Below are 21,680 nucleotides of genomic sequence, written 5' to 3' on the forward strand. Positions count from 1 at the left end.
GCCGCGGCCCTTGGGTTTCAGGTCAATCCAGTAGAAGCCGCATGAACACAACCACCTTCACTTCTGTTTCTTGAGAGGATAAGGCGGTCGAGCAGCGCGATCGCGGGCAGCCGGCTTTCTATATGCGGCCGGATGTTGGCATCGAAGGCCGCCGCATCGATGCCGGCCTGCGACAGCACGTTACGCAGTGCGGTGTACGCGAGGTTGGCATAGGTGCCGGCCGCCTTGGCCGCGGCCAGGTCGCTTTCCAGCGCGCTGGCAATGGCCGATCGGAGCGATGACAGCGCGCTGTTGGCCTGCACCAGCGCCCGCGCGATCAGGTCAGCGACGGCCTTGGTGACGTCGATCTGCATGCGCAGCAGCGAGAGCTGGTTGCCCCACAGCTTCCACGTGGTATTGGCGCCGCCCACACGATCCTGCCACCAGGCGCGCTGCGTGTCGCCGAGCATCGATACCGGCGTCAGCGCATTGCCGGCGGCGCTGATCTTCTGCGCCTCGGTGGCGGCGAGCGTCGCGGCGGGAACGAAGTACAGGCTGCCCACGGTGCGCCCGATGGTTTCCTCCGGCATGACGTGGTCGGCGCGGTACAGGCGCTCGTCGGTCATCAGCAGCGTGGCCAGGTTGCCGAAGGTGAAGGCGCGGTAGATCTGGATGTTCTGGAACGACGGGTTGTTGAGGTCGAGGCTGACGTCGGCGGGCAGGTATTCGAACCACGCCTGGCTGGCGGCGCGCCGGCGCGCCGTGCGCGGCGTCTGGTCGTCGTCCGAGTCGTAGACCTGGCGATCCTGCCAGCAGTTGTCCGAGAACTCGTGGTCGTCCCAGATCGCGATCATCGGGAAGGCCGCGTGCAGCGCCTGCAGGCGCGTGTCGCTGCGGTAGCTGCGGTACAGGTAGCGGTAGTCGTCAAGCGTGGTGGCGTAGACGCTGGCATCCGGCAGCACCGTGCCGTTGGGCAGCTGCAGCGCGGCGTGGCGGTCTTCCACCAGGCCGGCGCGCGAGCCGCCGGGCACGGCCTCGTAGATGTAGTCGCCGACGTGGACGATAAAGTCCAGGTCCTGCTGCACCAGTTCTTCCATGCCTGCCCAGTGGTTGGCATTCCAGTCCTGGCAGCTGACAAAGGCAAAGCGCAGCTGCGACAGCGGCGTGCCGGCCGCGGCGGCGGTGCGCGTGCGGCCCACGGTGCTGGCGCGGTTGCCGAGCAGGAAGCGGTAGAAATAGCGCGTGCCGGCGGTGAGTCCCGTGACCTTGTTGCGAATGGTGTAGTCCCATTCCGGACGGGCCATCAGCGGCTCGTTGACCAGCAGCGATTGCGGCGGGAAATCCTGCTGCGTCGAGACTTGCAGGCGCACCACCACGGGCCGCTTGCCGTTGTTGCCTTCGACGCGGGTCCACAGCACCACGCTGTCAGGCTTGGGATCTCCCGAGGCGACCCCGTGTACGAAATTGAAGTTTTCCGGATTGCCCGTATCGGGCTCATCGTCGTCACCGCCCCCGCAGGCAGTCAGGCCGCCGGTGGCGATCGTGACGGTCATGAAACTTCCCCACTTCAAGAACTGGCGTCGATCCATGATCGTTCTCCTTCTCTCGGGTTGCGAAGCGCAGTCGCGCCCCGGACGCCGGAGAGGGCATCAGTTTTTTGTGGGAGGCGTGACTGCTTGATGCATGGATACTAGTGGTCGCCCTCCGTCTTCGCCGTCGGTGAAGCGCCGACATCGATATAGGAAAAGGATGACTGGTGCCACGATTCGTTGTGCACGGCCTTGCCAGTCTTGCATGGCAACGAGACGCACGTGTCTCGCGGCGATGCAATGATTCATCAACGACTGGCTAGGGCACGTCGCGCTGCGGCGCGCCGTCATAGATCCACAGGAACTGGCGCGCCCGACTCCGCAACGGTAGGCACGGCGGACAGCAACGGCAGCCGCTTGGCCGACGTCACTGCCAGCGCGCGGATCTTGCCGGCCTTGATCATCGGCATGGCAGTGCCGAAATGCGGCGAAACTAATTCGGCTAATACCCGTTGATTTCAAAAAATGTGGGACTTGTGTTCTACTAGGCAGAACTTTGGCCGCCTCACACCATGGAAGACAAACAACCCGCACAACCCCCGTCCGGCGCCCCGGAGACCTCCAGCGGCGTCGCCGTGCTGGACCGCGCCTTCGCCATCCTCGGCGCCTTCGAACCGGCCGACGAGCGCCTGTCGCTGACTGAACTGTCACGCCGCACGGGCCTTTACAAGAGCACCGTGCTGCGACTGCTGGCGGCGCTGGAGCATGGCGGCTATATCCGCAAGCTCGACGACGGCCAGTATGCGATCGGACCGGAGCCGTTGCGGCTGGCGGCGATCTACCAGCGCTCGTTCCGCGTCGGTCCGGTGATCGAGCCGCTGCTCGAGCAGGTCAGCCGCGAGCTGGGTGAAACCTCATCGTTCTACGTGCGCCAGGGCGACCAGCGCCTCGTGCTCTATCGCGTCGAACCGGCGCGTGCGGTGCGCGTCTCGATCGGCGTCGGCGATGCCTTCCCGATCGACCGCGGCGCCTCGGGCAAATTGCTGCGAGCCTTCACCGAACCCGGCGACGAGCGCTGGGGCGAGGTGCGGGCGCGGCTATGGGCGGCGTCGTACGGCGAGCGCGACGCCGAGACCGCCTCGGCCTCGGTGCCGGTGTTCGGCGCCACCGGCGCGCTGGTGGGCGCGCTGACCTTGTCGGGCCCGAAGCAGCGGCTTGCCGCGGCGCCGACGATGTACGCGGCAGTGGCGACCTTGCTCAAGGTCGCGCGGCAGGCCACCGCTGTGCTGGGCGGCAATGGCGCCCGCTACGATCAAAGCATCGCGCAGCTGAGCATGGAGCAGGTCATGGCCAGCGGTGCGATCGGCGCCGGGGACGCAGACTAGCGGGCGTAGCGAGGGCCTCGCTCACGCTGGTGCCTGCGCGGCCTTCCGCGCCTCCGTTCCCTCCTCCTTTCACACATCTTCCTCGCCGCAGCATCGTGTCTCACGGCTGCGGCCCGTATGCGTCTCCATGTCTTCATTGTCTCGGCGCAATGGCGATCGCTGACGTGTAGCAAGCGACTGCCGCGCTGCCGGATTTCTAAGGAATAACCCTTGGACGCCGGAAAATATATCACGACATGATGTATTGTTCGGGCTCCAGAAGCCGGCGCCACCCCGTTGGCGCCTTCTGTCGCCCCCCAGCTTCAAGGATCCTGCATGCGCATACGCAAACAAACCGACTTCCTGTCCGGCCTGATGTTCATCGTCGTCGGCCTGAGTTTTTCCTTCGTCGCCCGTGGCTACTCCATGGGCACTGCCGCCCGGATGGGCCCCGGATATTTCCCGTTCTGGCTCGGCATCGTGCTGGCGCTGCTCGGCGCCGTGGTGGCGTTCGGCGCCATGTCGAAAGAAGGCGATGCCGATCGCATGGCCCGCTGGGACATCAAGACGCTGCTGTGGATCCTCGGCTCGGTCGTGCTGTTCGGCCTCGTGCTCAAGCCGCTGGGCATGGTGCTGTCGGTGCTTGCGCTGGTGCTGGTGTCGTCGATGGCCAGCCATGAGTTCACCTGGAAGGGTGCCATCCTGAACGCGGTGGTGCTGGTGGCGATCAGCACGGTTGCCTTCGTCTACGGCATCAACCTGCAGATGCCGGTGTGGCCGGCGATCTTCACCAACTAGGAGACACCCGATGGAACTGCTCAGTCATCTCGCACTCGGATTCTCCACCGCGCTGTCGCTGCAGAACCTGGCCTATGCCTTCCTCGGCTGCGTGCTCGGCACGCTGATCGGCGTGCTGCCGGGCCTGGGGCCGCTGGCCACCATCGCCATGCTGCTGCCGATCACCTACACGCTGCCGCCGGTGGCCGCGCTGATCATGCTGGCCGGCATCTACTACGGCGCCCAGTACGGCGGCTCGACCACTGCCATCCTGGTCAACCTGCCGGGCGAGTCGTCGGCGGTGGTGACCACGCTCGACGGCTACCAGATGGCGCGGCGCGGCCGGGCCGGCGTGGCGCTTGCCACCGCGGGCATCGGCTCGTTCTTCGCCGGCAGCGTGGCCACGCTGATCCTGGCCGCATTCGCCACGCCGCTGTCGGAGCTGGCATTCAAGTTCGGTCCCGCCGAGTATTTCTCGCTGATGGTGCTCGGGCTGATCGGTGCCGTGGTGCTGGCGTCGGGATCGCTGGTCAAGGCGGTGGCGATGATCGTGCTGGGCCTGCTGCTCGGGCTGGTTGGCACCGACGTGAACTCGGGCGCGGCGCGCTTCTCGTTCGACGTGCCGGAGCTGACCGACGGCATCAGCATCACGGCGCTCGCGATGGGTTTGTTCGGCTTCGCCGAGATCATCGCCAACCTGGAGCAGAAGGAGCACCGCGAGACCTTTACCGACCGCGTCACCGGCCTGTTCCCGAACAAGGAGGACTTCAAACGCATGATCCCGGCCGTGCTGCGCGGCACCGTGCTGGGCTCGTCGCTGGGCATCCTGCCGGGCGGCGGCGCGTCGCTGGCATCCTTCGCCGCGTATTCGCTGGAGAAGAAGACGTCGAAGCATCCGCATGAATTCGGCAAGGGCGCGATCGAGGGCGTCGCAGGGCCTGAGTCGGCCAACAATGCCGCGGCGCAGACCTCGTTCATCCCGCTGCTGACGCTGGGCATCCCGCCCAATGCGGTGATGGCGCTGATGGTGGGCGCGATGACCATCCACAACATCCAGCCCGGTCCGCAGGTGATGACCAGCAACCCGGCGCTGTTCTGGGGCCTGATCGCCTCGATGTGGATCGGCAACCTGATGCTGGTGGTGCTGAACCTGCCGCTGATCGGCATCTGGGTCAAGCTGCTGACCGTGCCATACCGCTTCCTCTACCCGGCGATCCTGGTGTTCTGCAGCATCGGTGTCTATTCGGTCAACAACACGGTCTTCGATGTGTTCGCCGCGGCCGCGTGCGGCCTGATCGGCTACATCTTCCACAAGCTGCGCTGCGAACCCGCGCCGCTGCTGCTGGGCTTTGTGCTGGGGCCGATGATGGAGGAGAACTTCCGCCGCACCTTGCTGCTGTCGCGCGGGGATTTTTCGGTGTTCACCACGCGCCCGCTGTCGCTGGGCTTGCTGGTGGCCGCCGCGGCGCTGGTGGCGGTCGTGGCGCTGCCGTCGATCAAGGCGAAGCGGGAGGAGGCTTTTCAGGAGGAGTAGGACAACGGTCCAGCCTTTCCTCACGCCGGCACGCGGGCATTGCGCCTCCGTGCCGGTTTTTTTTGCCTGTTCAGAAGGCTGACGGGAAGCACATACGGCATCCTTGGGTTTGCAGCCAGGCCTTCCATATCGGCAGGCCCGGCAATTGCTGGCAGTTGGATGGCCCTGTTATCGGCGTAAGGCACTCAATAGATATCAACTATCTAGCCGATAGCAAGCCCCATCGCGAAGGTTCCCATTCCTCCCGTCCTCCAACTACCAGCGCAAGGAGATCGATATGGCCGACAAACAGGCAAAGCCCAAGGCAAACAACGCTGCAGGCCAGGCGGCAGCAGGCACGCCAGCGGGCTACGGCGACGCCCGGCGCGGCACCGGCGGTGAACTGCACCAGACCGCCGGCGGCAGCCATTCGCCGCTCACCACCGCGCAAGGTATTCCTGTTCCGGACAACCAGAACTCGCTGCGGGCAAATCCGCGCGGCCCGACCCTGCTCGAAGATTTCATCCTGCGGGAAAAAATTACACACTTCGACCATGAGCGCATCCCGGAGCGGATCGTCCACGCGCGCGGCTCGGCCGCGCATGGCTACTTCGAGCTGACCGAGTCGCTCGCGGCTTACACCACGGCAAGGATGCTGACGGAAGTCGGCGAGAAGACGCCGGTCTTTACGCGCTTCTCCACCGTGGCCGGCGGTGCCGGCTCGGTCGACACGCCGCGCGATGTGCGCGGTTTCGCGGTCAAGTTCTATACCAAGGAAGGCAACTGGGACCTGGTCGGCAACAACATCCCGGTGTTCTTTATCCAGGACGCGATGAAATTTCCCGACGTGGTCCACTCGGTCAAGATGGAGCCGGACCGGGGGTTCCCGCAATCGGCCAGCGCGCACGACACGTTCTGGGATTTCATCTCGCTCACGCCCGAGTCGATGCACATGGTGATGTGGATCATGTCGGACCGCACCATCCCGCGCTCGCTGCGCATGATCGAAGGCTTTGGCGTGCACAGCTTCCGGCTGCTCGACGGGCAGGGCAACTCCACCTTCGTCAAGTTCCACTGGCGGCCCAGGCTGGGGCTGCAGTCGACGGTTTGGGACGAGGCGGTCAAGATTGCCGGCGCCGATCCCGACTTCCATCGCCGCGACCTGTTCAACGCCATCCAGTCAGGCAACTTCCCGGAGTGGGAACTGGGCGTGCAGCTCTTTACCGAGGACGATGCGGCGAAGTTTCCGTTCGACCATCTCGATCCCACCAAGATCATCCCGGAAGAGACGGTGCCGCTGAAGATCATCGGCCGCATGGTGCTCGACCGCTGGCCCGACAACTTCTTTGCGGAGACCGAGCAGGTGGCGTTCTGCCCGGCCAATATCGTGCCGGGTGTGGATTTCTCCAACGACCCGCTGCTGCAGGGACGGCTGTTTTCCTACCTCGACACGCAGCTGCTGCGGCTGGGCTCGCCAAACTTCCACCAGATCCCGGTCAACGCGCCCAAGTGCCCGTTCGCCCACCATCAGCGCGATGGCCATATGCAGATGGAGGTGCCGCGCGGACGCGTGGCCTATGATCCCAGCTCGCTCGACGACGCATCCCCGCGCGAGGCGCCGGACCTTGGCTTCCCGAGCGCGCGCGTGCCCGAGCAGGGCGACAAGGGCCGCATCCGCGCCGAGAGCTTTGCCGACCACTACAGCCAGGCGCGCATGTTCTTCCGCAGCCAGACCCGCGCAGAGCAGGCGCATATCGCCTCGGCGCTGGTGTTCGAGCTGTCCAAGGTCGAGCATGTGCACGTGCGCGCGCGCATGGTGGCGCACCTGCGCAATATCGACGACGGACTGGGCCGTCGCGTCGCCGACGGCCTGGCGCTGGACCAGGTGCCCGATCCGCTGCCCACCGCCGCACCGGTGCAGGACCTGCCGCCGTCGCCGGCGCTGCAGATCATCGGCCGCATGAAAGACACGCTGCAGGGGCGCGAGGTTGGCATCCTGGTTGCCGATGGCTCCGATGGCGCCACCGTCGAGGCAATCCGGCAGGCGGCGACCACCGCGGGCGCCACGGTCAAGATCGTCGCGCCCAGGGTCGGCGGCGCGGTGCTGGCCGATGGCACCAGGCTGGCCGCCGACGGCCAGCTTGCCGGCACCCCGTCCGTGATGTTCGATGCGGTGGCGGTGGTGCTGTCCGCCGACGGCGCGGCGCAGCTGTCGCAGGAAAGCGCGGCGCTGGACTTCGTCTGCTTTGCCTACGCGCACCTGAAGGCCATCGCGGCCGATGACGGTGGCGACGCGCTGCTGGCGCGAGCCAACCTCAAGCCCGATAACGGGGTGGTGCCGGCCAGCGATACCACGCGCTTCATCGCGGCAGCCAGGACGAGGCAGTGGGACCGCGAGCCGCAGGTGCGGATGCTGGCCTGAAGGCGTGCGGGCCAGGAATGCAGCGCCGGCCGTCGCCGGCCGGCGCGGTCCTGGGCGCGTCCTGTGCACACAACGGGCATCAATGAATACGCAGGGCGCGGTAGAATCACGCCATCCCCGTCCTCCGCAGCCTCCGCAGTCCATGCCCGAAGAAAAGAAAAGCCTGTCCGACACCATCCGCGCCGCGATCGAGCAGGAGATTCTTTCGGGGAAACTGCCCAGCGGCACGCAACTGGAAGAACAGCAGCTGCTGGCGCGCTTCGGCGTGTCGCGCACGCCGGTGCGCGAGGCGCTGATCCAGCTGGAGTCGGCCGGCCTGGTCGACCTCGTGCCGCGCCAGGGCGCGATCGTGTCGTCAATCACGCTGCGCGAGTACGTCGCCATGAACGAGATCCTGGTGCAGCTCGAGGCGCTGGCGGCCCGGCTGGCGGCGCGCCGCATCACGCCGGCGCAGCGCAGCGCCATGCAGGAGGCACTCGCGGCCTGTCGCGCCGCGGCCGGGCAGGCCGATTCCCAGCGCTACCGCGAAACCAACGACGCGTTCCACGACGTCATCTACGAGGCCTGCTGCAACGACATCCTGTCGCGGCAGATCCGCACCATGCGCGCACGGATGCGCGGCATGCGGGACCTGCGCTTCGAAAAGCCGGCGCGCATCCTGGCCTCGCTTGAAGAGCACGAGGCTGTGATGGCGGCGATCGAGCGCGGCAGCGAGGAAGAAGCGGCCGCTGCGATGGTGCGCCATATCGCCACCGGCGGCGACGTCTATGCCGACATGATTGCCTCGATGCCCGGCGACGAAGCCGGCAGCAAGCGAGCGCGCCGCTAGGGCCGCTGGCTCAGTCCAGTTTCACGCCGGCCTGGGCGATCCGCTCCAGCGCCGACTTGCCATCCACGCCGGCCCATTTGCCGAATTCCGCCGGCGACGCCGAAGTCGACACCTCGCTGCCGTTCGATGCCAGCTTGGCACGCAGTTGCGGATCGGCCATCACCTTGGACGCTGCCGCGAACAGTTTGTCGCGGATTTCCGCCGGCAGGCCCGCGGGCCCGTACAGCCCGAACCAGAACGTGAACTCGAATCCGGGCAGGCCGGCCTGCGCCAGCGCCGGCAGCCCCGGCGCCACCGCCGAGGGCTGGGAGGTGGTCACGCCGATCATCTTCACGATCCCCTGGGTACCCATCGGCAGCACCGACGACGCGGTGCCGAACGACAGCTCCACCTCGCCCGCAGCTACCGCCTGCAGCGCCGGCGCGCCGCCCTTGTACGGTACGTGCGTCATGTGCACGCCGGTGGCCTTCTCGAACTGCAGTCCCGCGATATGCGGCGAGCCGCCGATGCCGGACGACGAGTAGTTGAATTTGCCAGGCTGCGCCTTCGCCCTGGCCACCAGCCCCTTGACGTCGGCGATGTTCAGGTTCTTGTTGACCGCGAGGATCAGCGGCGACACGGTCAGCCGCGTGATAGGCGTGAAGTCGGTTGCCTTGTAGCGTGCCTTGTACAGCTGCTGGTCAATGCCGTACAGCGTCGCCGTGGCCAGTCCCAGCGTATAGCCGTCCGGTGCGGCCTGCGCCAGCGCGGCCGAAGCCAGCGTGCTGCCGGCGCCGGGTTTGTTGTCGACCAGCACGGTCTGGCCCAGCTCCTTCGACAGGGCTTCGCCGAACATGCGCGCGACATAGTCGGCGGCCCCGGCCGGGGTGTAGCCGACCAGCAGACGGATCGGGCGGCTGGGGTAGTCCTGCGCCGTGGCTATGCCGGGCAAGGCGGCCAGCGCGGCGACTGCTGCGGTCGCGGCAACGCGCCCCGCCTGAGCGAAAAGGTATTTCATCGTTGTCTCCTTTTTATTGTGGGCAGCGGTCTGCCATTCAGGCGGCCACGCTGGCCGCGCGCAGCGCCGCCACCGCGGCGGCGTCGTAGCCCAGGCCGCGCAGGATCTCGTCCGTGTGCTCGCCGGGATCGGGCGCGGCGCGGGCAAAGCGCTCGGGGTGCGGCGCCGCCGACAGGTTGATCGGCGAGCGCAGCAGATCCAGCTGGCCCAGCACCGGGTGCTCGGCCGGGCGGGTCATGCGCAGGTGGCGCACCTGCGCGTCTTCAAAGGCCTGGCCGATATCGAACACCGGGCCGCACGGCACGCCGGCGGCGTTCAGCCGCGTGGTCAGTTCCGCCGCGCTGAAGCCGGCGGTGCAGCGGTTGATGGCTTCGTCCAGCCGGTGCCGCTCGGCGGCACGGCCCGCGGCGGTCTGGAAGGCGGGATCGTCCAGCAGCCAGCCGGCTTCGAGTGCGCGGCAGAAGTTGCTCCACATGCGGTCGGTGCTGGCGGCGATATTGACCACGCCATCGCGGCAGCGGTAGGTGCCCATCGGCACCAGCGTCGGATGCGCGTTGCCTTGCGGCGTGGGCACTTCACCGTCGACGGTGTAGCGCGCGCCCTGGAAATCCAGCTTGTTGAGCATGCCTTCGATCAGCGAGGTGTGGACCCACTGACCCCGGCCGCTGCGCTGGCGCTGCAACAGCGCCAGCAAGATGCCCTGTCCCAGGAACATGCCCGCGGTGGTGTCGGAGATGGCGATGCCCACGCGCAGCGGTCCCTGGCCCGGTACGCCGGTGACCGAACTCAGGCCGGACATGCCCTGCACGATCTGGTCGAGTCCCGGCCGCTCGCAATACGGGCCGTCCTGGCCGAAACCTGAGATGCTCGCCAGGATCACGCGCGGATTGATCGCGCTGAGGCGCTCGTAGGTCAGGCCGAGCCGCTCCTTGACCGCGGCGCGGAAGTTCTCCACCACCACGTCAGCGTGCCGCACCAGCCGCGCCAGCACCTCGGTGCCCTGCGGCGTCTTCAGGTCCAGGCACAGGCTACGCTTGTTGCGGTGCAGGTTCTGCTCGTCCGAGCCGCGGCGGCGCCCGGTGACCGAGCCGCGGTCCTGCGGCGGCGGCGGTTCGACGCGGATCACGTCGGCGCCCCAGTCGGACAGCAGGCGTACCGCCGCCGGGCCGGCGCGGGCGATGGAGAGGTCAAGCACGGTCATGCCGGACAGCGGCAGGTCTGCGGCGGAGCCGGGGGAGGGTGGCGTCATGGCAAGTCCTTGGTGGGATCCGTGTATGAGTATACAAAGATGATAATAAAAAATACGTATACGGAGTTTCCATGATGCGCAGGTGTATGGATTGCGCTAGCCTGCGAAGGCGCTGCACGCCACTAAGTGTATTAAGTAACACTTTTCGTGTAATGATGACGACGCCATGCCATTGGCTCTTACGTGGTGCTACCCCTTTTCTTCCAGGACTTTTGTATGCTGACAGACATCGTTTGTATAAATGAACATGGCGGGCCTGAAGTGCTGGCGTTTTGCCAGATTGGTGTCGCGCCGCCCGGCCCCGGCGAAGTCCAGTTGCGCCAGTCCGCCATCGGTGTGAATTTCGCCGACATCTACCAGCGCAAGGGTGCGCATGGCCCGCATGCGCCGGCGCCGTTTCCAGTGACGCTGGGCTCGGTCGGCGCCGGCAAGGTGACCGCCGTCGGTGCCGGCGTGGAAGGCATCAGCGTGGGCCAGCGCGTGGCGTGCATGCACCCCGGCGCCTACCAGGTGACGCGCAACGTCCCCGCCGGCCGCATCGTGCCGCTGCCGGACGCCATGCCGGAAGACGTCGCCGGCGCCACGCTGCTGCGCGGCCTGACCGCCGAATACCTGCTGCGGCGCCTCTACGCTGTGCAGCCGGGCGATATCGTGCTGGTCCACGCCGCGGCTGGCGGCATGGGCGTGCTGCTGTCGCAATGGGCGCGCGCGCTCGGCGCCACGGTGATCGGCACCGTCGGCAGCGAGGCCAAGCGCGACGTGGCGCTGGCGCATGGTTGCCACCATGTCGTCAATTACCGCGAGACCGACTTCGTTGCGGCCGTGCTGGCGCTGACCGATGGCGCGGGCGTGGCCGTGGTCTACGACGCAGTCGGCAAGGACGTGTTCGTGCCGTCGCTGCAATGCCTGCGCCCCTGCGGCATGGCGATCAACTACGGCACCGCCTCGGGCGATGTCGAGGCCTTTGACCTGCAGTTGCTGCACGCGCGTTCGCTGCTCGTGTCGCGGCCCACGCTGCGCACGTACATCGCCACGCCTCAGGCATTGGCGGGCGCCGCGGCAACGCTGTTCAAGGCGGTCGAAGCCGGGCACCTGCGCCTGTCAGTCGACCGGCGCTACCCGCTCAGCGCGGTCCGCGACGCGCATCGCGACCTGGAAGGCCGCGCCACCACCGGCTCGGCCGTGCTGGTGCCATGACCGGCCCCGCGCGGATGAAGCTGTTCCACGGCTGGCTGTCGAGCGCTTCGCGCCGCGTGCGCCTGTGCCTGGCCGAAAAGGGCATCGACTATGACAGCGTCCCGGTCGACCTCGCGGCGCAGGAGCACCATACGCCCGCGTTCCTGGCGATGAACCCGAACGGCGTGGTGCCAGCACTCGTACTGGAAGACGGTCGTTTCCTGCATGAAAGCAGCACCATCTGCGAATACCTCGACGAAATCCGTCCGCAGCCGCCACTGCGGCCAGTCGACCCCTATCAGCGCGCCGTGATGCGCAACTTCGTGCGCTGGACCGACGAGAAGCTGCTGCCCCATCTGCTGGTGCTGAACTGGAGCCTGGCGCTGCAGCCGGTGGCCGCGCGGTGGAGCGATGCGGCGCTGGCTGAGCGCCTCGCGCGCATTCCCACCGCGGAGCGCCGTGAGGCGTGGCTGCGTATCGCGCGGCGTCCTTATACCGATGAAGAAAAGCGCGCGGCGCTGGACCAGTTGCTCGCGCTGGTGCCGCGCATGGAAGCCATGCTCGCTGACGGCGACTGGCTCCTGGGCGCGCAGTACACGCTCGCCGACATTGCTGCGGTCCCCTTTGCCGCGCGCATTGCCGAGCTGGCCCCGCAGGCCCTCGGCGCGCCCGCGGTGTCGGCATGGTGGCAGCGCGTGCAGGCGCGGCCCGCCTATGCCAGGGCGCGGCTGGAGCGCTTCGATGCCGCGCTGGCCGGCCGCGATGCCGGGCACGGAAACAACCATGGAAACAACCACGGAGCTTGAACGATGCACACCGACGATTCCCTTCCCGCGCTCGACATGGCTGGCCATGTCGCCACTATCACCCTGCGCCGCCCCGACGTGGCCAACCGGCTCGGCCCCGATGACCTCGCCGCGCTGATGCGGCATATCGAGACGGTCAACGGCAGCGAGGCGCGCGTGCTGCGGCTGCGCAGTACCGGCAAGTATTTCTGCAGCGGCTTCGATATCGGCAAGCTCGCCGCGGGCGAGCGCGGCGTCGGCTTCGAGCCGCTGGTCAATGCGCTGGAAGACTGCCGCGCCGTCACCATCGCCGAGATCCACGGCGGCGTCTATGGCGGCGGCACCGACCTGGCCCTGGCGTGCGACTTCCGGCTCGGCACCGAGGCCGCAGACATGTTCATGCCGGCCGCACGGCTTGGCCTGCATTTCTACCAGCGCGGCATGGAGCGCTATGTCAGCCGCCTGGGCCTTAACTACGCCAAGCGCCTGTTCCTGACCGCCGAGCGCCTCAATGCCGACGAGATGCTGCGCTGCGGCTTTCTTACCGAGTTGCTGTCGGCCGAGCGCCTGCGCGAGCGTGCCGAACAGCTGAGCGCCACGGTGGCCGGGCTGGCGCCGCTGGCGGTCCAGGGAATGAAGCGGCACCTGAATGCGATCGGCCGCGGCGCGCTGGATGCTTCGGCACTGGCCGAGGACATCCGCCGCGCTACCCAGTCGCAGGACATTCGAGAGGGCGCGCTGGCGTGGCAGGAGAAGCGCGAGCCTCGCTTTACCGGCACCTGAACACGGCTGTTGCTCCACGGGAAACCCATCGGAAGACCCCTTGATGTTCCCCGGGCGAAGTGCTGCGCGCATGTTGTGAAAACGAACGCACATTGCGGGCAGGGTCAGGGACTTTGCTACCTGTGTCCCCACTCCGGTAGGGATCAGTTCGGCATTAGGCGGCCGTTAGCCACCTGCAACACAGAGCACGGAAACGCGATGACGCCACGGGCAATACACCCGGCGCGCAGCGCGGATGCCGGCCGGACAGCAGGAACGGGTGCGCGCAGCGTTGCATGCGGCATGTGGCATGCAGTGGTGGCTTTCGCCATTTTCAAGTCAAGGTAAGCGCATCGTCTGACCGGACGGCAAAGGGGGAGTGATCATGGGTTTCAGGAATCTGTCTATCCGCACACGAATGCTGGCGGGATTCGGCACGCTGGCGGGCATGGTGCTCGTGGTTTCGGCGTATTCGCTGCATGCGCTGGGCGACGCGACCGAGGGCTTCAATGGCTATCTCAACGGGCTGAACGCGCGTGCCGAGATGGCCGCGCAGGTGCGCAGCGCGGTGGACCGGCGCGCCATCGCGGCACGCAACCTGGTGCTGGTGACAGATCCGGCCGACCTGGAGCGCGAGAAGGCCGAGGCGCTGCGCGCGCACCAGGACGTGCAGGTGCGGCTGGCGCAGCTCAACGATATGGTGCGGCAGGCTGGTGCCAGCGACGAAGCGCGCAAGCTGGTCGAGGACGTGGCCAAGGTTGAAGCGCAGTACGGACCGGTGGCGACCACCATTGTCGGCCTGGCGGTGGAGCGCAAGGTCGAGGAAGCGGTATCGCGCATCGACAAGCAATGCCGGCCGCTGCTGACGGCGCTGATCAAGGCGACCGACGCCTACGCGGACTTCACCAAGGCACGGCAGAAGGAGATGGAGCGCAAGCTGGAGGCCGACTACGAGAGCCAGCGCAACCTGCTGATCCTGATCTCGCTGGTGTCGGCGGCCATTGCCGCGGCGGGCGGAATCCTGATCACGCGTGCGATCACGCGGCCGATCGAACGCGCCGTCGACGTGGCTGACACCGTCGCCGCGGGCAACCTGGGTGCGCGCATCGAGGTGGACCGCAACGACGAAACCGGACGCCTGCTGGCGGCGCTGCGCGACATGAACGAGCGCCTGACCGCCACCGTCACACAGGTGCGCGCCAGCAGTGCCAATATCGCGCTGTCGACCAGCGAGATCGCCACCGGCAATGCCGACCTGAGCAGCCGCACCGAAGAGCAGGCCGCGTCGCTGGAACAGACCGCGGCCAGCATGGAGGAGCTGACCGAGACCGTGCGCCAGAACACCGACAACGCACGCCAGGCCAGCGAGCTGGCGCGCAATGCCGCCGAGGTGGCGCAGCGCGGCAGCGCCACCGTGCAGCGCGTGGTCGGCACCATGCAGGACATCAGCGCCAGTTCGGCCAAGATTGCCGAGATCACCGGCATCATCGAAGGCATTGCTTTCCAGACCAATATCCTGGCGCTCAATGCCGCGGTCGAGGCGGCGCGCGCGGGCGAGCAGGGGCGCGGCTTCGCGGTGGTGGCCAGCGAGGTGCGCGGGCTGGCGCAGCGGTCCTCGAGCGCGGCCAAGGAGATCAAGGAACTGATCGAGGCTTCGGGCCGCCAGGTGCAGGACGGCTCGTCGCTCGCCAGCGAAGCCGGCCAGACCATGGCCGAGGTGACGCAGGCGGTGGGGCGCGTGACCGGCATCGTGGAAGACATCGCCACAGCATCGGCCGAGCAGAGCCGCGGCATCGAGCAGGTCAACCAGGCCATCGTGCAGATCGACCAGGTGACGCAGCAGAATGCGTCGCTGGTGAACGAGGCCGCCATGGCATCGCGCGCGCTGGAAGAGCAGGGCCGCGAGCTGAACGAGGTGGTGGCGTTCTTCCGGCTGCCGGGTGAGGGTGGCGGACGCGCGGTGTCGGGCGGGGCAGTTGCGGCGCGCCGTCAGGCAGGCGCGCTGGCGACGGCATAGCGCTGCGGTGTTTCCTCTCCCGCATGCGGGAGAGGGCAAACGCGGGCGCCGGATGCATCGGGGGAGCGGGAAGCGTAGACTTGCCTGTCCCACTCCTTTCCTCGCCACCACCATGCCCAATCTGCCGATCTCCTTCGAAGACGTCGCCGCCGCCCACGACCGCATCCGCGCCGCAGCCCACCGCACGCCGGTGCTGACTTCCGCGACCGCGGACGCGGCCACGGGCGCGCAGCTGTTCTTCAAGTGCGAGAATTTCCAGCGCATCGGCGCCTTCAAGTTCCGCGGCGCCTATAACGCCATCGCCCAGTTCACGCCGCAGCAGAAGGCCGGCGGAGTGCTGGCGTTCTCCTCCGGCAATCACGCGCAGGCGATCGCGCTGTCGGCCCGGCTGCTTGGCGTACAGGCGGTGATCGTGATGCCGCAGGACGCGCCGGCGATCAAGATCGAGGCCACGCGCGGCTATGGCGCCGAGGTGGTGCTGTACGACCGCTACACCGAGGACCGCGAGGCGCTGGGCCGGCGCATCGCCGCCGAGCGCGGCATGACGCTGATCCCGCCGTACGACCATCCGCACGTGATGGCCGGCCAGGGCACCGCGGCCAAGGAACTGCTGGAGGAAACCGGCCCGCTGGACACGCTGGCGGTGTGCCTGGGCGGCGGCGGGCTGCTGTCGGGCTGTGCCGTGGCGGCGCACGCCATGTCGCCCGGCTGCGCGGTCTACGGCGTCGAGCCCGAAGCCGGCAACGACGGCCAGCGCAGCCTGCGCAGCGGCGAGATCGTCCGCATCGATACGCCGCGCACCATCGCTGACGGTGCCCAGACTCCCTTCCTGGGCCAGTACACCTTTGCCGTGATCCGCGAATTGGTAGCCGATATCGTGACCGTTTCGGACGCCGAACTGGTCGAGACCATGAAGTTCTTCGCCGGCCGCATGAAGATCGTGGTCGAGCCCACCGGCTGCCTGGCCGCCGCCGCCGTGCTGCACGGCAAGCTCGACGTGCGGGGCAAGCGTGTGGGCATCATCGTCTCGGGCGGCAATGTCGACCTGGGCAGCTTTGCCGGCTTCCTGCAGGGGCAGCCGGGCTGAGCCGCGGCTGCCTTGCGTTCTCCGGAATCCGTGCGCGGAATCCGTGCGGCACCCGGCCGTCTAACCTGCAACGCAAACAGAGCAGGACAGACCATGACCGCCAGGCAGCATTATGACGTTCTCGAGACCGGCGCCGGCAAGCCGGTAAAGATGTGGACCCGCGGCGTCCCCGTGGAAGACGCCGCGCGCCAGCAGCTGGTCAATACCGCGCAGATGCCGTTTATCTTCCGCCACCTGGCGGTGATGCCGGACGTGCACCTCGGCAAGGGCTCGACCATCGGCTCGGTGATTCCGACCGTGGGCGCGGTGATACCGGCCGCGGTGGGCGTGGATATCGGCTGCGGCATGATGGCGGTGAAGACCTCGCTGACCGCCTCGGACCTGCCCGACAATCTCGGCCCGCTGCGCAGCGCGATCGAGCACGCCGTGCCGCACGGCCGCACCGCGCAGGGCGGGCGCCGCGACGCGGGCGCCTGGGGCTCGGTGCCCACGCACGTCGACGCCGCCTGGGCGGGCATGGCAGCGGATTTCCGCCGCATTACCGACAAATACCCGCAACTGGCGCGCACCAACCACCGGAACCACCTGGGCACGCTCGGCACCGGCAACCACTTTATCGAGGTCTGCGTGGACGAGTCGCAAGCAGTCTGGTTCATGCTGCACTCCGGCTCGCGCGGGGTGGGCAACGCCATCGGCACCACCTTCATCACGCTGGCGCAGCAGGACATGCAGCGTCACCTGGCCAACCTGCCGGATCGCGACCTGGCCTACCTTGCCGAAGGCTCGCAGCACTACGAGGACTATGTGTTCGCGGTGTCGTGGGCGCAGGCGTTCGCGCGCCGCAACCGCGAGCTGATGATGGAAGCGGTGCTGGCCGCGGCGCAGCGCGTGCTGCGCAAGCCGTTCCAGTCACGGCTTGAAGCCGTCAACTGCCACCACAACTACGTGCAGAAGGAACATCACTTCGGCAAGGAGGTGCTGGTGACACGCAAGGGCGCGGTCAGTGCGCGCGCTGGCGAACTGGGGATCATTCCCGGCTCGATGGGCGCCCGCTCTTTCATCGTGCGCGGCAAGGGCAATCCGGAATCGTTCTGTTCATGCAGCCACGGCGCCGGCCGCACCATGAGCCGCAGCGAAGCCAAGCGCCGCTTCACCGTGGCCGACCAGAAGCACGCCACCGAAGGGGTGGAATGCCGCAAGGACGCCGCGGTGATCGACGAGATCCCGATGGCATACAAGGACATCGACGCGGTCATGGCGGCGCAGTCGGACCTGGTCGAGGTGGTGCATACGCTGCGGCAGGTGGTGTGCGTGAAGGGATAGGCAGGTCTGGCCGCCGTAGCCCGGCCGGTGCCCCGGATCGTCAGTCGACGAGCAGGTTGATCTTCGTCGTGAACTTCTGCCAGCGATCGATATCGGTGCTCACCAGCTTCTGGAACTCGGCAGGGGTGCTGGTGGTTGTGGCAAAGCCGAGCTGCGTCAGCGCAGCCTTGACCTCGGGCTTGGCGATAGCCCTGGCGATTTCCGCGTTCAGCTTCTGCACGATTTCGGGCGGCGTGTGGGCCGGCGCAAGGATCCCGAACCACTGGTCGACGTCGTAGCCGGCCACACCCAGTTCGCTCACGGTCGGCACGTCCGGCAGGAACGGCGAGCGCGCCTTCGACGTGACGGCCAGCGCGCGCAGCTTGTTGCTCTTCAGGTAGGGAATGGTGTTGGTGAGCGTATTGACGCTGACATCGGCCTGGTTGCCCAGCACGTCCGCGATGGCGGGCGCGCAGCCCTTGTACGGCACATGGAGCATGTCAATCTTCGCCGAGACCTTCAGCAGTTCGCCGGCCAGGTGTTGCGGCGTGCCGTTGCCGCATGACGCGTAGCTGGGCGGCGTGCCGCTCTTGCCCGCCGCCAGCAGGTCGTTGAATGTGCGCAGCTTCGAGTGCGAGGGCACGGCGATCACCGACGGCACCGAAGCGAAGGTGATGACTGCGCTGAAATCGGACTTCGGATTGAACTGCAGCTTCTTGAAGACGCTCGGGTTGATGGCGAAGCTGCTGTTGACGATCAGCAGCGTGTAGCCGTCGGCCGGGCTCTTGGCGACGAATTCAGCGCCGATGTTGCCGCTGGCGCCGGGCCGGTTGTCGATCACCACCGGCTGCCCCAGCGATTTGCTGATGTCGGCCCCGATCAGCCGCGCCAGCGAATCGGTCCCTCCTCCGGCCGGGAACGTCACCACCATGCGGATGGGCTTCTGCGGGAAGGTACCTGCAATGTTCGCCTCGGCGCGTCCTGGCAAGGTTGCCAGGCTGCCTGCGACAAAGAGCAGCGATGCCAGACTGCGGACGACGGATAGGGGTCTCATTGATGTGCCTCGTCGGTTAGGGTGAAGGAAGGGGGAAAGCCGGTCAATCGGGATCTATACGCACTGCCTCGCAGCACTCGCCGCCCGCGCGTGCCAGTGCCGCGGCTGCCTCAAGTGCTGCATCGCTGTCCGCGTGGATGCGGTACAGAGGTTGCCCTTGCGCCACCTTTGCACCGATGGTGCACAGAAGGTCGATGCCTGCACCGGCATCGCGGGGTGCTCCGGCGGCGCGCGCGACACCGGAGATCTGCAGTCCATCGATGGCCGCCACGCGGCCCGGCGTGGCAGCGCTCACCACGCGCACATGCCTGCCGGGCGCTACGGGATCGGGGCGGGCGCCCTGCGCCGCGGCAATGCGATCGAATGCTGCCTTTGCCTTGCCTTCGTTCAGCAGGGCGGTTGCAATTCGCATGCCCTGGTCGGACGATCCCACGCGCGGATCGAAGGCGATGATTTCGCCGGCGAAGCGCAATGCCTTCTCCCGCAGATCCGCGGGCGCACCGGGATCGTTGCCAAGCACCAGGCGCACGTCGCGCACTTCCAGGGCGGGCCCGATGCCGCGGCCGATCGGACGGCTGCCGTCCGTCACCAGCGCGCGCACGTGCAGGCCGAGTCCCTTGCCGACGTGCTCGAACATCGCGCCCAGCGCCTGCGCGTCGGCGCGCGTGGCAAGCTTGGTTTGCGGGCCATAAGGCAGGTCGACGATGACGTGGGTGGCGCCGGCGGTGTATTTCTTCGACAGGATCGACGCCACGGACCAGCGGCGCGAATCCAGGCGCAGAGGCCGCGTGATCGCGTTCATCACGTCGTCGACAACGGAGTGGTTCAGGCGGCCGTTCCATGCGATGCAGGCGCGTGCCTGGGCCACGCAGCGGCGCACGTCGTCGTGGGCCAGGTCGACGCGCGCCACGGTCTCCATGGCGTCGGCAGTGCCGGCGGCGGAGGTGATGGCGCGCGACGATGTCTTGGGCATCGCCAGCCCGTACGCCGCGACAATCGGCACCACGACCAGCGTGATGCGGCTGCCGGGCACGCCACCGATGGAATGCTTGTCGACGACGACCGGCTCATCCCAGGCGATGCGCGGCGTGAATGCCGTACGAGCACGCGCCAGGGCCACGACTTCGTCGTCGGTCAGCGTGCGGGTGGCGGCAACCAGGAACTCGGTCAGCTCGGCCTCGGTGTACCGTCCGGCAATGGCGTCCCGCAGCACGGCCACATAGGCGGCTTCGTCGAGCGGCTCGCCGCGCAGCTTGGCCATCAGGTTGGTGCGGCTGGCCGGCGATCCGTTGCCGGATGCCCCGGTGCCGTGCCGCAGCGCTTCGATGAAGCGGGCCATGCCCACCTCGAGCGTGCTGTCATTCGACACCGTGATGCAAGGGACGTCCGGCGGCAGCGCTGCCCCGGCCCGCGCCACGCGCCGGGCAACCTGGTCGCCCGATTCACGCCCGCGCGCTGCAATGCGCCGGGCCAGCACGTCGCGCGGCGCCGTCACCAGGACCACCACGAAACGCGGCAAGCGACCGGCAAGCTCCGCGATGACGGCGCGCGAGCCGTTGGCGACGACATTGCGCCCGCGTTCCAGTTCCGACATCAGCGACCGGGGCAAGCCGTAGCGCAGGTCGTGCGCATCCCAGGTCACCAGGAACTCGCCGCTGTGCTGGCGCCGCGCGAATTCGGTCTCGGAAACACCCTCATGCGCTTCGCCGCCTGAACCATCGGGTCGCGTGATGACGCGCCGCGCGAACACATAGTTGTCGTCGAGCACTGCGCGCGCACCGTCCATCAGCGAATCCTTGCCCGCGCCGCTGGGTCCCACAACAAAGAAGAATGTGCCGGTCGTGTTCATGACAAATACCTTAGATGTCGAAGATATGTGGCAATGCTAGCACCGGGCAGAGGGGTGTCAAGAAAAGTTCGATGTCTAAGGTAATGCAAAGAGCGCGCCACTGCCCGCAAATCCAGTGTGTACGCGGGATTCGTGTTCTCGTAGGGGAAAACACGGGTAAGCGGCGTGCGCGCTCGCGGTGCCTCATGCATCGGTTGCGCGCACGGCGCACTGATGAAGTGAACGCTGAATCCGGGAATGGGCGCCGGGACTCGGCGGCGCCGCACGCAAGGGCAGAGGCGCTATCATGTGCGCTGTTGCGGGCACCGCCTTGTCCGGTGCCGCATGGATGCGTTTCACTTCCCGTCACCACTATGGCCACAAGAAAGCCGGATGCCCCGGTCACCATCACCCCACCGGATGAAGCCGATGAAGAGCGGCTTGCTCACCTGGTAAAGGACGCCGCGCGCGCCTATATCCGGGCGCTGCAACTGCGCCTGGCGGAGCATTCAGTGTCGTACGGCCACTGGACCATCCTGCGCATCCTGTGGCGCCATGACGGCCTGTCGCAACGCGAGCTGAGCGAGCGCGCCGGCGTGACCGAGCCGACCACCTTTGCGGCGGTGAAGGCGCTGGAGGCGCTGGGCTACGTGGAACGCACCCACCTTCCCGGCAACAAGAAGAAGGTGCATGTGTTCCTGAGCAAGACCGGGCGCGCGCTGCGCCGCAAGCTCGAACCGCTGGCCACCGAGGTCAATGAACTCAGCGTGGAAGGGGTGAGCGAAGAAGATGTGCTGACCACGCGCCGCGTACTGATCACCATCGCCAAGCGCCTGGTCGCCGACGAGATCGCGTCGGCCGAGAACGGCCGGCGCGTGCCGTCCACGCAGGAGGTGGGACGGCTGCTGTCGGACCTGTAGCCATACTCGGCTGGCGCCAATGAAAAGGCCCTCGCGGGCCAGGCCGGCGAGGGTGAATGCCTTGGGTAGAAGGCGTGAAACCGCGCTAAG

16 protein-coding genes and 2 pseudogenes are annotated in these 21,680 nt (G+C 67.3%); 12 read left to right on the forward strand and 6 right to left on the reverse strand.

Annotated features, from left to right (window positions below):
• Window positions 1-53 precede the first annotated feature (53 nt).
• Window positions 54-1,568 (reverse strand): annotated as a pseudogene (locus J8I82_RS16260) (alkaline phosphatase D family protein); the annotation flags it as partial.
• Between the two features lie 311 nt (window positions 1,569-1,879).
• Window positions 1,880-1,984, reverse strand: a pseudogene (locus J8I82_RS16265) (tripartite tricarboxylate transporter substrate-binding protein); the annotation flags it as partial.
• A gap of 96 nt (window positions 1,985-2,080) precedes the next feature.
• On the opposite strand from J8I82_RS16265, the gene J8I82_RS16270 reads away from it, so the two are divergent.
• The 5 genes from J8I82_RS16270 to J8I82_RS16290 all read left to right on the forward strand — a co-directional run bounded on the left by J8I82_RS16270 (window position 2,081) and on the right by J8I82_RS16290 (window position 8,413).
• Complete coding sequence (locus J8I82_RS16270; RefSeq protein WP_209759218.1) at window positions 2,081-2,893, forward strand: IclR family transcriptional regulator; 813 nt, start codon at window positions 2,081-2,083, stop codon at window positions 2,891-2,893.
• Between the two features lie 315 nt (window positions 2,894-3,208).
• Window positions 3,209-3,670, forward strand: coding sequence for a tripartite tricarboxylate transporter TctB family protein (locus J8I82_RS16275; RefSeq protein WP_209759227.1), 462 nt, complete (start codon window positions 3,209-3,211; stop codon window positions 3,668-3,670).
• A 10-nt stretch (window positions 3,671-3,680) separates the two neighbouring features.
• Window positions 3,681-5,183 carry a tripartite tricarboxylate transporter permease gene (locus J8I82_RS16280; RefSeq protein ID WP_209759229.1) on the forward strand — a complete coding sequence of 501 codons (1,503 nt, stop codon included), beginning with the start codon at window positions 3,681-3,683 and terminating at the stop codon, window positions 5,181-5,183.
• A 277-nt stretch (window positions 5,184-5,460) separates the two neighbouring features.
• Entirely contained in the window at window positions 5,461-7,584 is a 2,124-nt protein-coding gene (locus tag J8I82_RS16285; RefSeq protein WP_209759231.1) for a catalase, read from the forward strand.
• 142 nt (window positions 7,585-7,726) lie between these two features.
• Window positions 7,727-8,413 (forward strand): GntR family transcriptional regulator, encoded by a 687-nt coding sequence (locus J8I82_RS16290; protein ID WP_209759233.1) that lies wholly within the window; start codon window positions 7,727-7,729, stop codon window positions 8,411-8,413.
• 10 nt (window positions 8,414-8,423) lie between these two features.
• Here the strand turns inward: J8I82_RS16290 and J8I82_RS16295 are convergent, their stop codons facing one another.
• Both J8I82_RS16295 and J8I82_RS16300 read right to left on the reverse strand, forming a co-directional pair.
• Entirely contained in the window at window positions 8,424-9,410 is a 987-nt protein-coding gene (locus J8I82_RS16295) for a Bug family tripartite tricarboxylate transporter substrate binding protein (protein WP_209759235.1), read from the reverse strand.
• Between the two features lie 37 nt (window positions 9,411-9,447).
• The gene (locus tag J8I82_RS16300) at window positions 9,448-10,659 is read right to left on the reverse strand and encodes a CaiB/BaiF CoA transferase family protein (RefSeq protein ID WP_209759237.1); all 1,212 of its coding nucleotides are present in this window, start codon (window positions 10,657-10,659) and stop codon (window positions 9,448-9,450) included.
• A gap of 216 nt (window positions 10,660-10,875) precedes the next feature.
• On the opposite strand from J8I82_RS16300, the gene J8I82_RS16305 reads away from it, so the two are divergent.
• The 6 genes from J8I82_RS16305 to J8I82_RS16330 all read left to right on the forward strand — a co-directional run bounded on the left by J8I82_RS16305 (window position 10,876) and on the right by J8I82_RS16330 (window position 17,809).
• On the forward strand, window positions 10,876-11,856 hold the full coding sequence (locus tag J8I82_RS16305) for a quinone oxidoreductase family protein (RefSeq protein ID WP_209759239.1): 981 nt from the start codon (window positions 10,876-10,878) through the stop codon (window positions 11,854-11,856).
• A complete protein-coding gene (locus tag J8I82_RS16310; protein ID WP_245179826.1) occupies window positions 11,853-12,641 on the forward strand; it encodes a glutathione S-transferase family protein in 789 nt (262 codons plus the stop codon). Before J8I82_RS16305 ends, J8I82_RS16310 begins: the two co-directional genes overlap by 4 nt.
• Before the next feature lie 3 nt (window positions 12,642-12,644).
• A complete protein-coding gene (locus tag J8I82_RS16315) occupies window positions 12,645-13,403 on the forward strand; it encodes an enoyl-CoA hydratase/isomerase family protein (protein ID WP_209759241.1) in 759 nt (252 codons plus the stop codon).
• Window positions 13,404-13,767: 364 nt separating this feature from the next.
• Window positions 13,768-15,399, forward strand: coding sequence for a methyl-accepting chemotaxis protein (locus J8I82_RS16320; protein WP_209759242.1), 1,632 nt, complete (start codon window positions 13,768-13,770; stop codon window positions 15,397-15,399).
• Between the two features lie 112 nt (window positions 15,400-15,511).
• Window positions 15,512-16,486 carry a threo-3-hydroxy-L-aspartate ammonia-lyase gene (locus tag J8I82_RS16325; protein ID WP_209759244.1) on the forward strand — a complete coding sequence of 325 codons (975 nt, stop codon included), beginning with the start codon at window positions 15,512-15,514 and terminating at the stop codon, window positions 16,484-16,486.
• A 93-nt stretch (window positions 16,487-16,579) separates the two neighbouring features.
• Window positions 16,580-17,809, forward strand: coding sequence for an RtcB family protein (locus J8I82_RS16330; RefSeq protein ID WP_209759246.1), 1,230 nt, complete (start codon window positions 16,580-16,582; stop codon window positions 17,807-17,809).
• A 40-nt stretch (window positions 17,810-17,849) separates the two neighbouring features.
• Here the strand turns inward: J8I82_RS16330 and J8I82_RS16335 are convergent, their stop codons facing one another.
• Complete coding sequence (locus J8I82_RS16335) at window positions 17,850-18,842, reverse strand: tripartite tricarboxylate transporter substrate binding protein (RefSeq protein WP_209759248.1); 993 nt, start codon at window positions 18,840-18,842, stop codon at window positions 17,850-17,852.
• 43 nt (window positions 18,843-18,885) lie between these two features.
• Complete coding sequence (gene phnN, locus J8I82_RS16340) at window positions 18,886-20,691, reverse strand: phosphonate metabolism protein/1,5-bisphosphokinase (PRPP-forming) PhnN (protein WP_209759250.1); 1,806 nt, start codon at window positions 20,689-20,691, stop codon at window positions 18,886-18,888.
• A 353-nt stretch (window positions 20,692-21,044) separates the two neighbouring features.
• Between phnN and J8I82_RS16345 the strand changes: the two genes are divergently transcribed.
• A complete protein-coding gene (locus J8I82_RS16345; protein ID WP_209759252.1) occupies window positions 21,045-21,590 on the forward strand; it encodes a MarR family winged helix-turn-helix transcriptional regulator in 546 nt (181 codons plus the stop codon).
• The last annotated feature ends 90 nt before the right edge of the window (window positions 21,591-21,680 follow it).

Source organism: Cupriavidus consociatus, from assembly GCF_017814975.1.
GTDB classification, from domain to species: Bacteria; Pseudomonadota; Gammaproteobacteria; order Burkholderiales; family Burkholderiaceae; genus Cupriavidus; species Cupriavidus consociatus.

Excerpts from the sequence above, each read along its gene's own strand:
- J8I82_RS16270 (WP_209759218.1), top strand. The coding sequence starts at position 2,081 with ATGGAAGACAAACAACCCGCACAACCCCCGTCCGGCGCCCCGGAGACC.
- J8I82_RS16275 (WP_209759227.1), top strand. The coding sequence starts at position 3,209 with ATGCGCATACGCAAACAAACCGACTTCCTGTCCGGCCTGATGTTCATC.
- J8I82_RS16280 (WP_209759229.1), top strand. The coding sequence starts at position 3,681 with ATGGAACTGCTCAGTCATCTCGCACTCGGATTCTCCACCGCGCTGTCG.
- J8I82_RS16285 (WP_209759231.1), top strand. The coding sequence starts at position 5,461 with ATGGCCGACAAACAGGCAAAGCCCAAGGCAAACAACGCTGCAGGCCAG.
- J8I82_RS16290 (WP_209759233.1), top strand. The coding sequence starts at position 7,727 with ATGCCCGAAGAAAAGAAAAGCCTGTCCGACACCATCCGCGCCGCGATC.
- J8I82_RS16295 (WP_209759235.1), bottom strand. The coding sequence starts at position 9,410 with ATGAAATACCTTTTCGCTCAGGCGGGGCGCGTTGCCGCGACCGCAGCA.
- J8I82_RS16300 (WP_209759237.1), bottom strand. The coding sequence starts at position 10,659 with ATGACGCCACCCTCCCCCGGCTCCGCCGCAGACCTGCCGCTGTCCGGC.
- J8I82_RS16305 (WP_209759239.1), top strand. The coding sequence starts at position 10,876 with ATGCTGACAGACATCGTTTGTATAAATGAACATGGCGGGCCTGAAGTG.
- J8I82_RS16310 (WP_245179826.1), top strand. The coding sequence starts at position 11,853 with ATGACCGGCCCCGCGCGGATGAAGCTGTTCCACGGCTGGCTGTCGAGC.
- J8I82_RS16315 (WP_209759241.1), top strand. The coding sequence starts at position 12,645 with ATGCACACCGACGATTCCCTTCCCGCGCTCGACATGGCTGGCCATGTC.
- J8I82_RS16320 (WP_209759242.1), top strand. The coding sequence starts at position 13,768 with ATGGGTTTCAGGAATCTGTCTATCCGCACACGAATGCTGGCGGGATTC.
- J8I82_RS16325 (WP_209759244.1), top strand. The coding sequence starts at position 15,512 with ATGCCCAATCTGCCGATCTCCTTCGAAGACGTCGCCGCCGCCCACGAC.
- J8I82_RS16330 (WP_209759246.1), top strand. The coding sequence starts at position 16,580 with ATGACCGCCAGGCAGCATTATGACGTTCTCGAGACCGGCGCCGGCAAG.
- J8I82_RS16335 (WP_209759248.1), bottom strand. The coding sequence starts at position 18,842 with ATGAGACCCCTATCCGTCGTCCGCAGTCTGGCATCGCTGCTCTTTGTC.
- phnN (WP_209759250.1), bottom strand. The coding sequence starts at position 20,691 with ATGAACACGACCGGCACATTCTTCTTTGTTGTGGGACCCAGCGGCGCG.
- J8I82_RS16345 (WP_209759252.1), top strand. The coding sequence starts at position 21,045 with ATGGCCACAAGAAAGCCGGATGCCCCGGTCACCATCACCCCACCGGAT.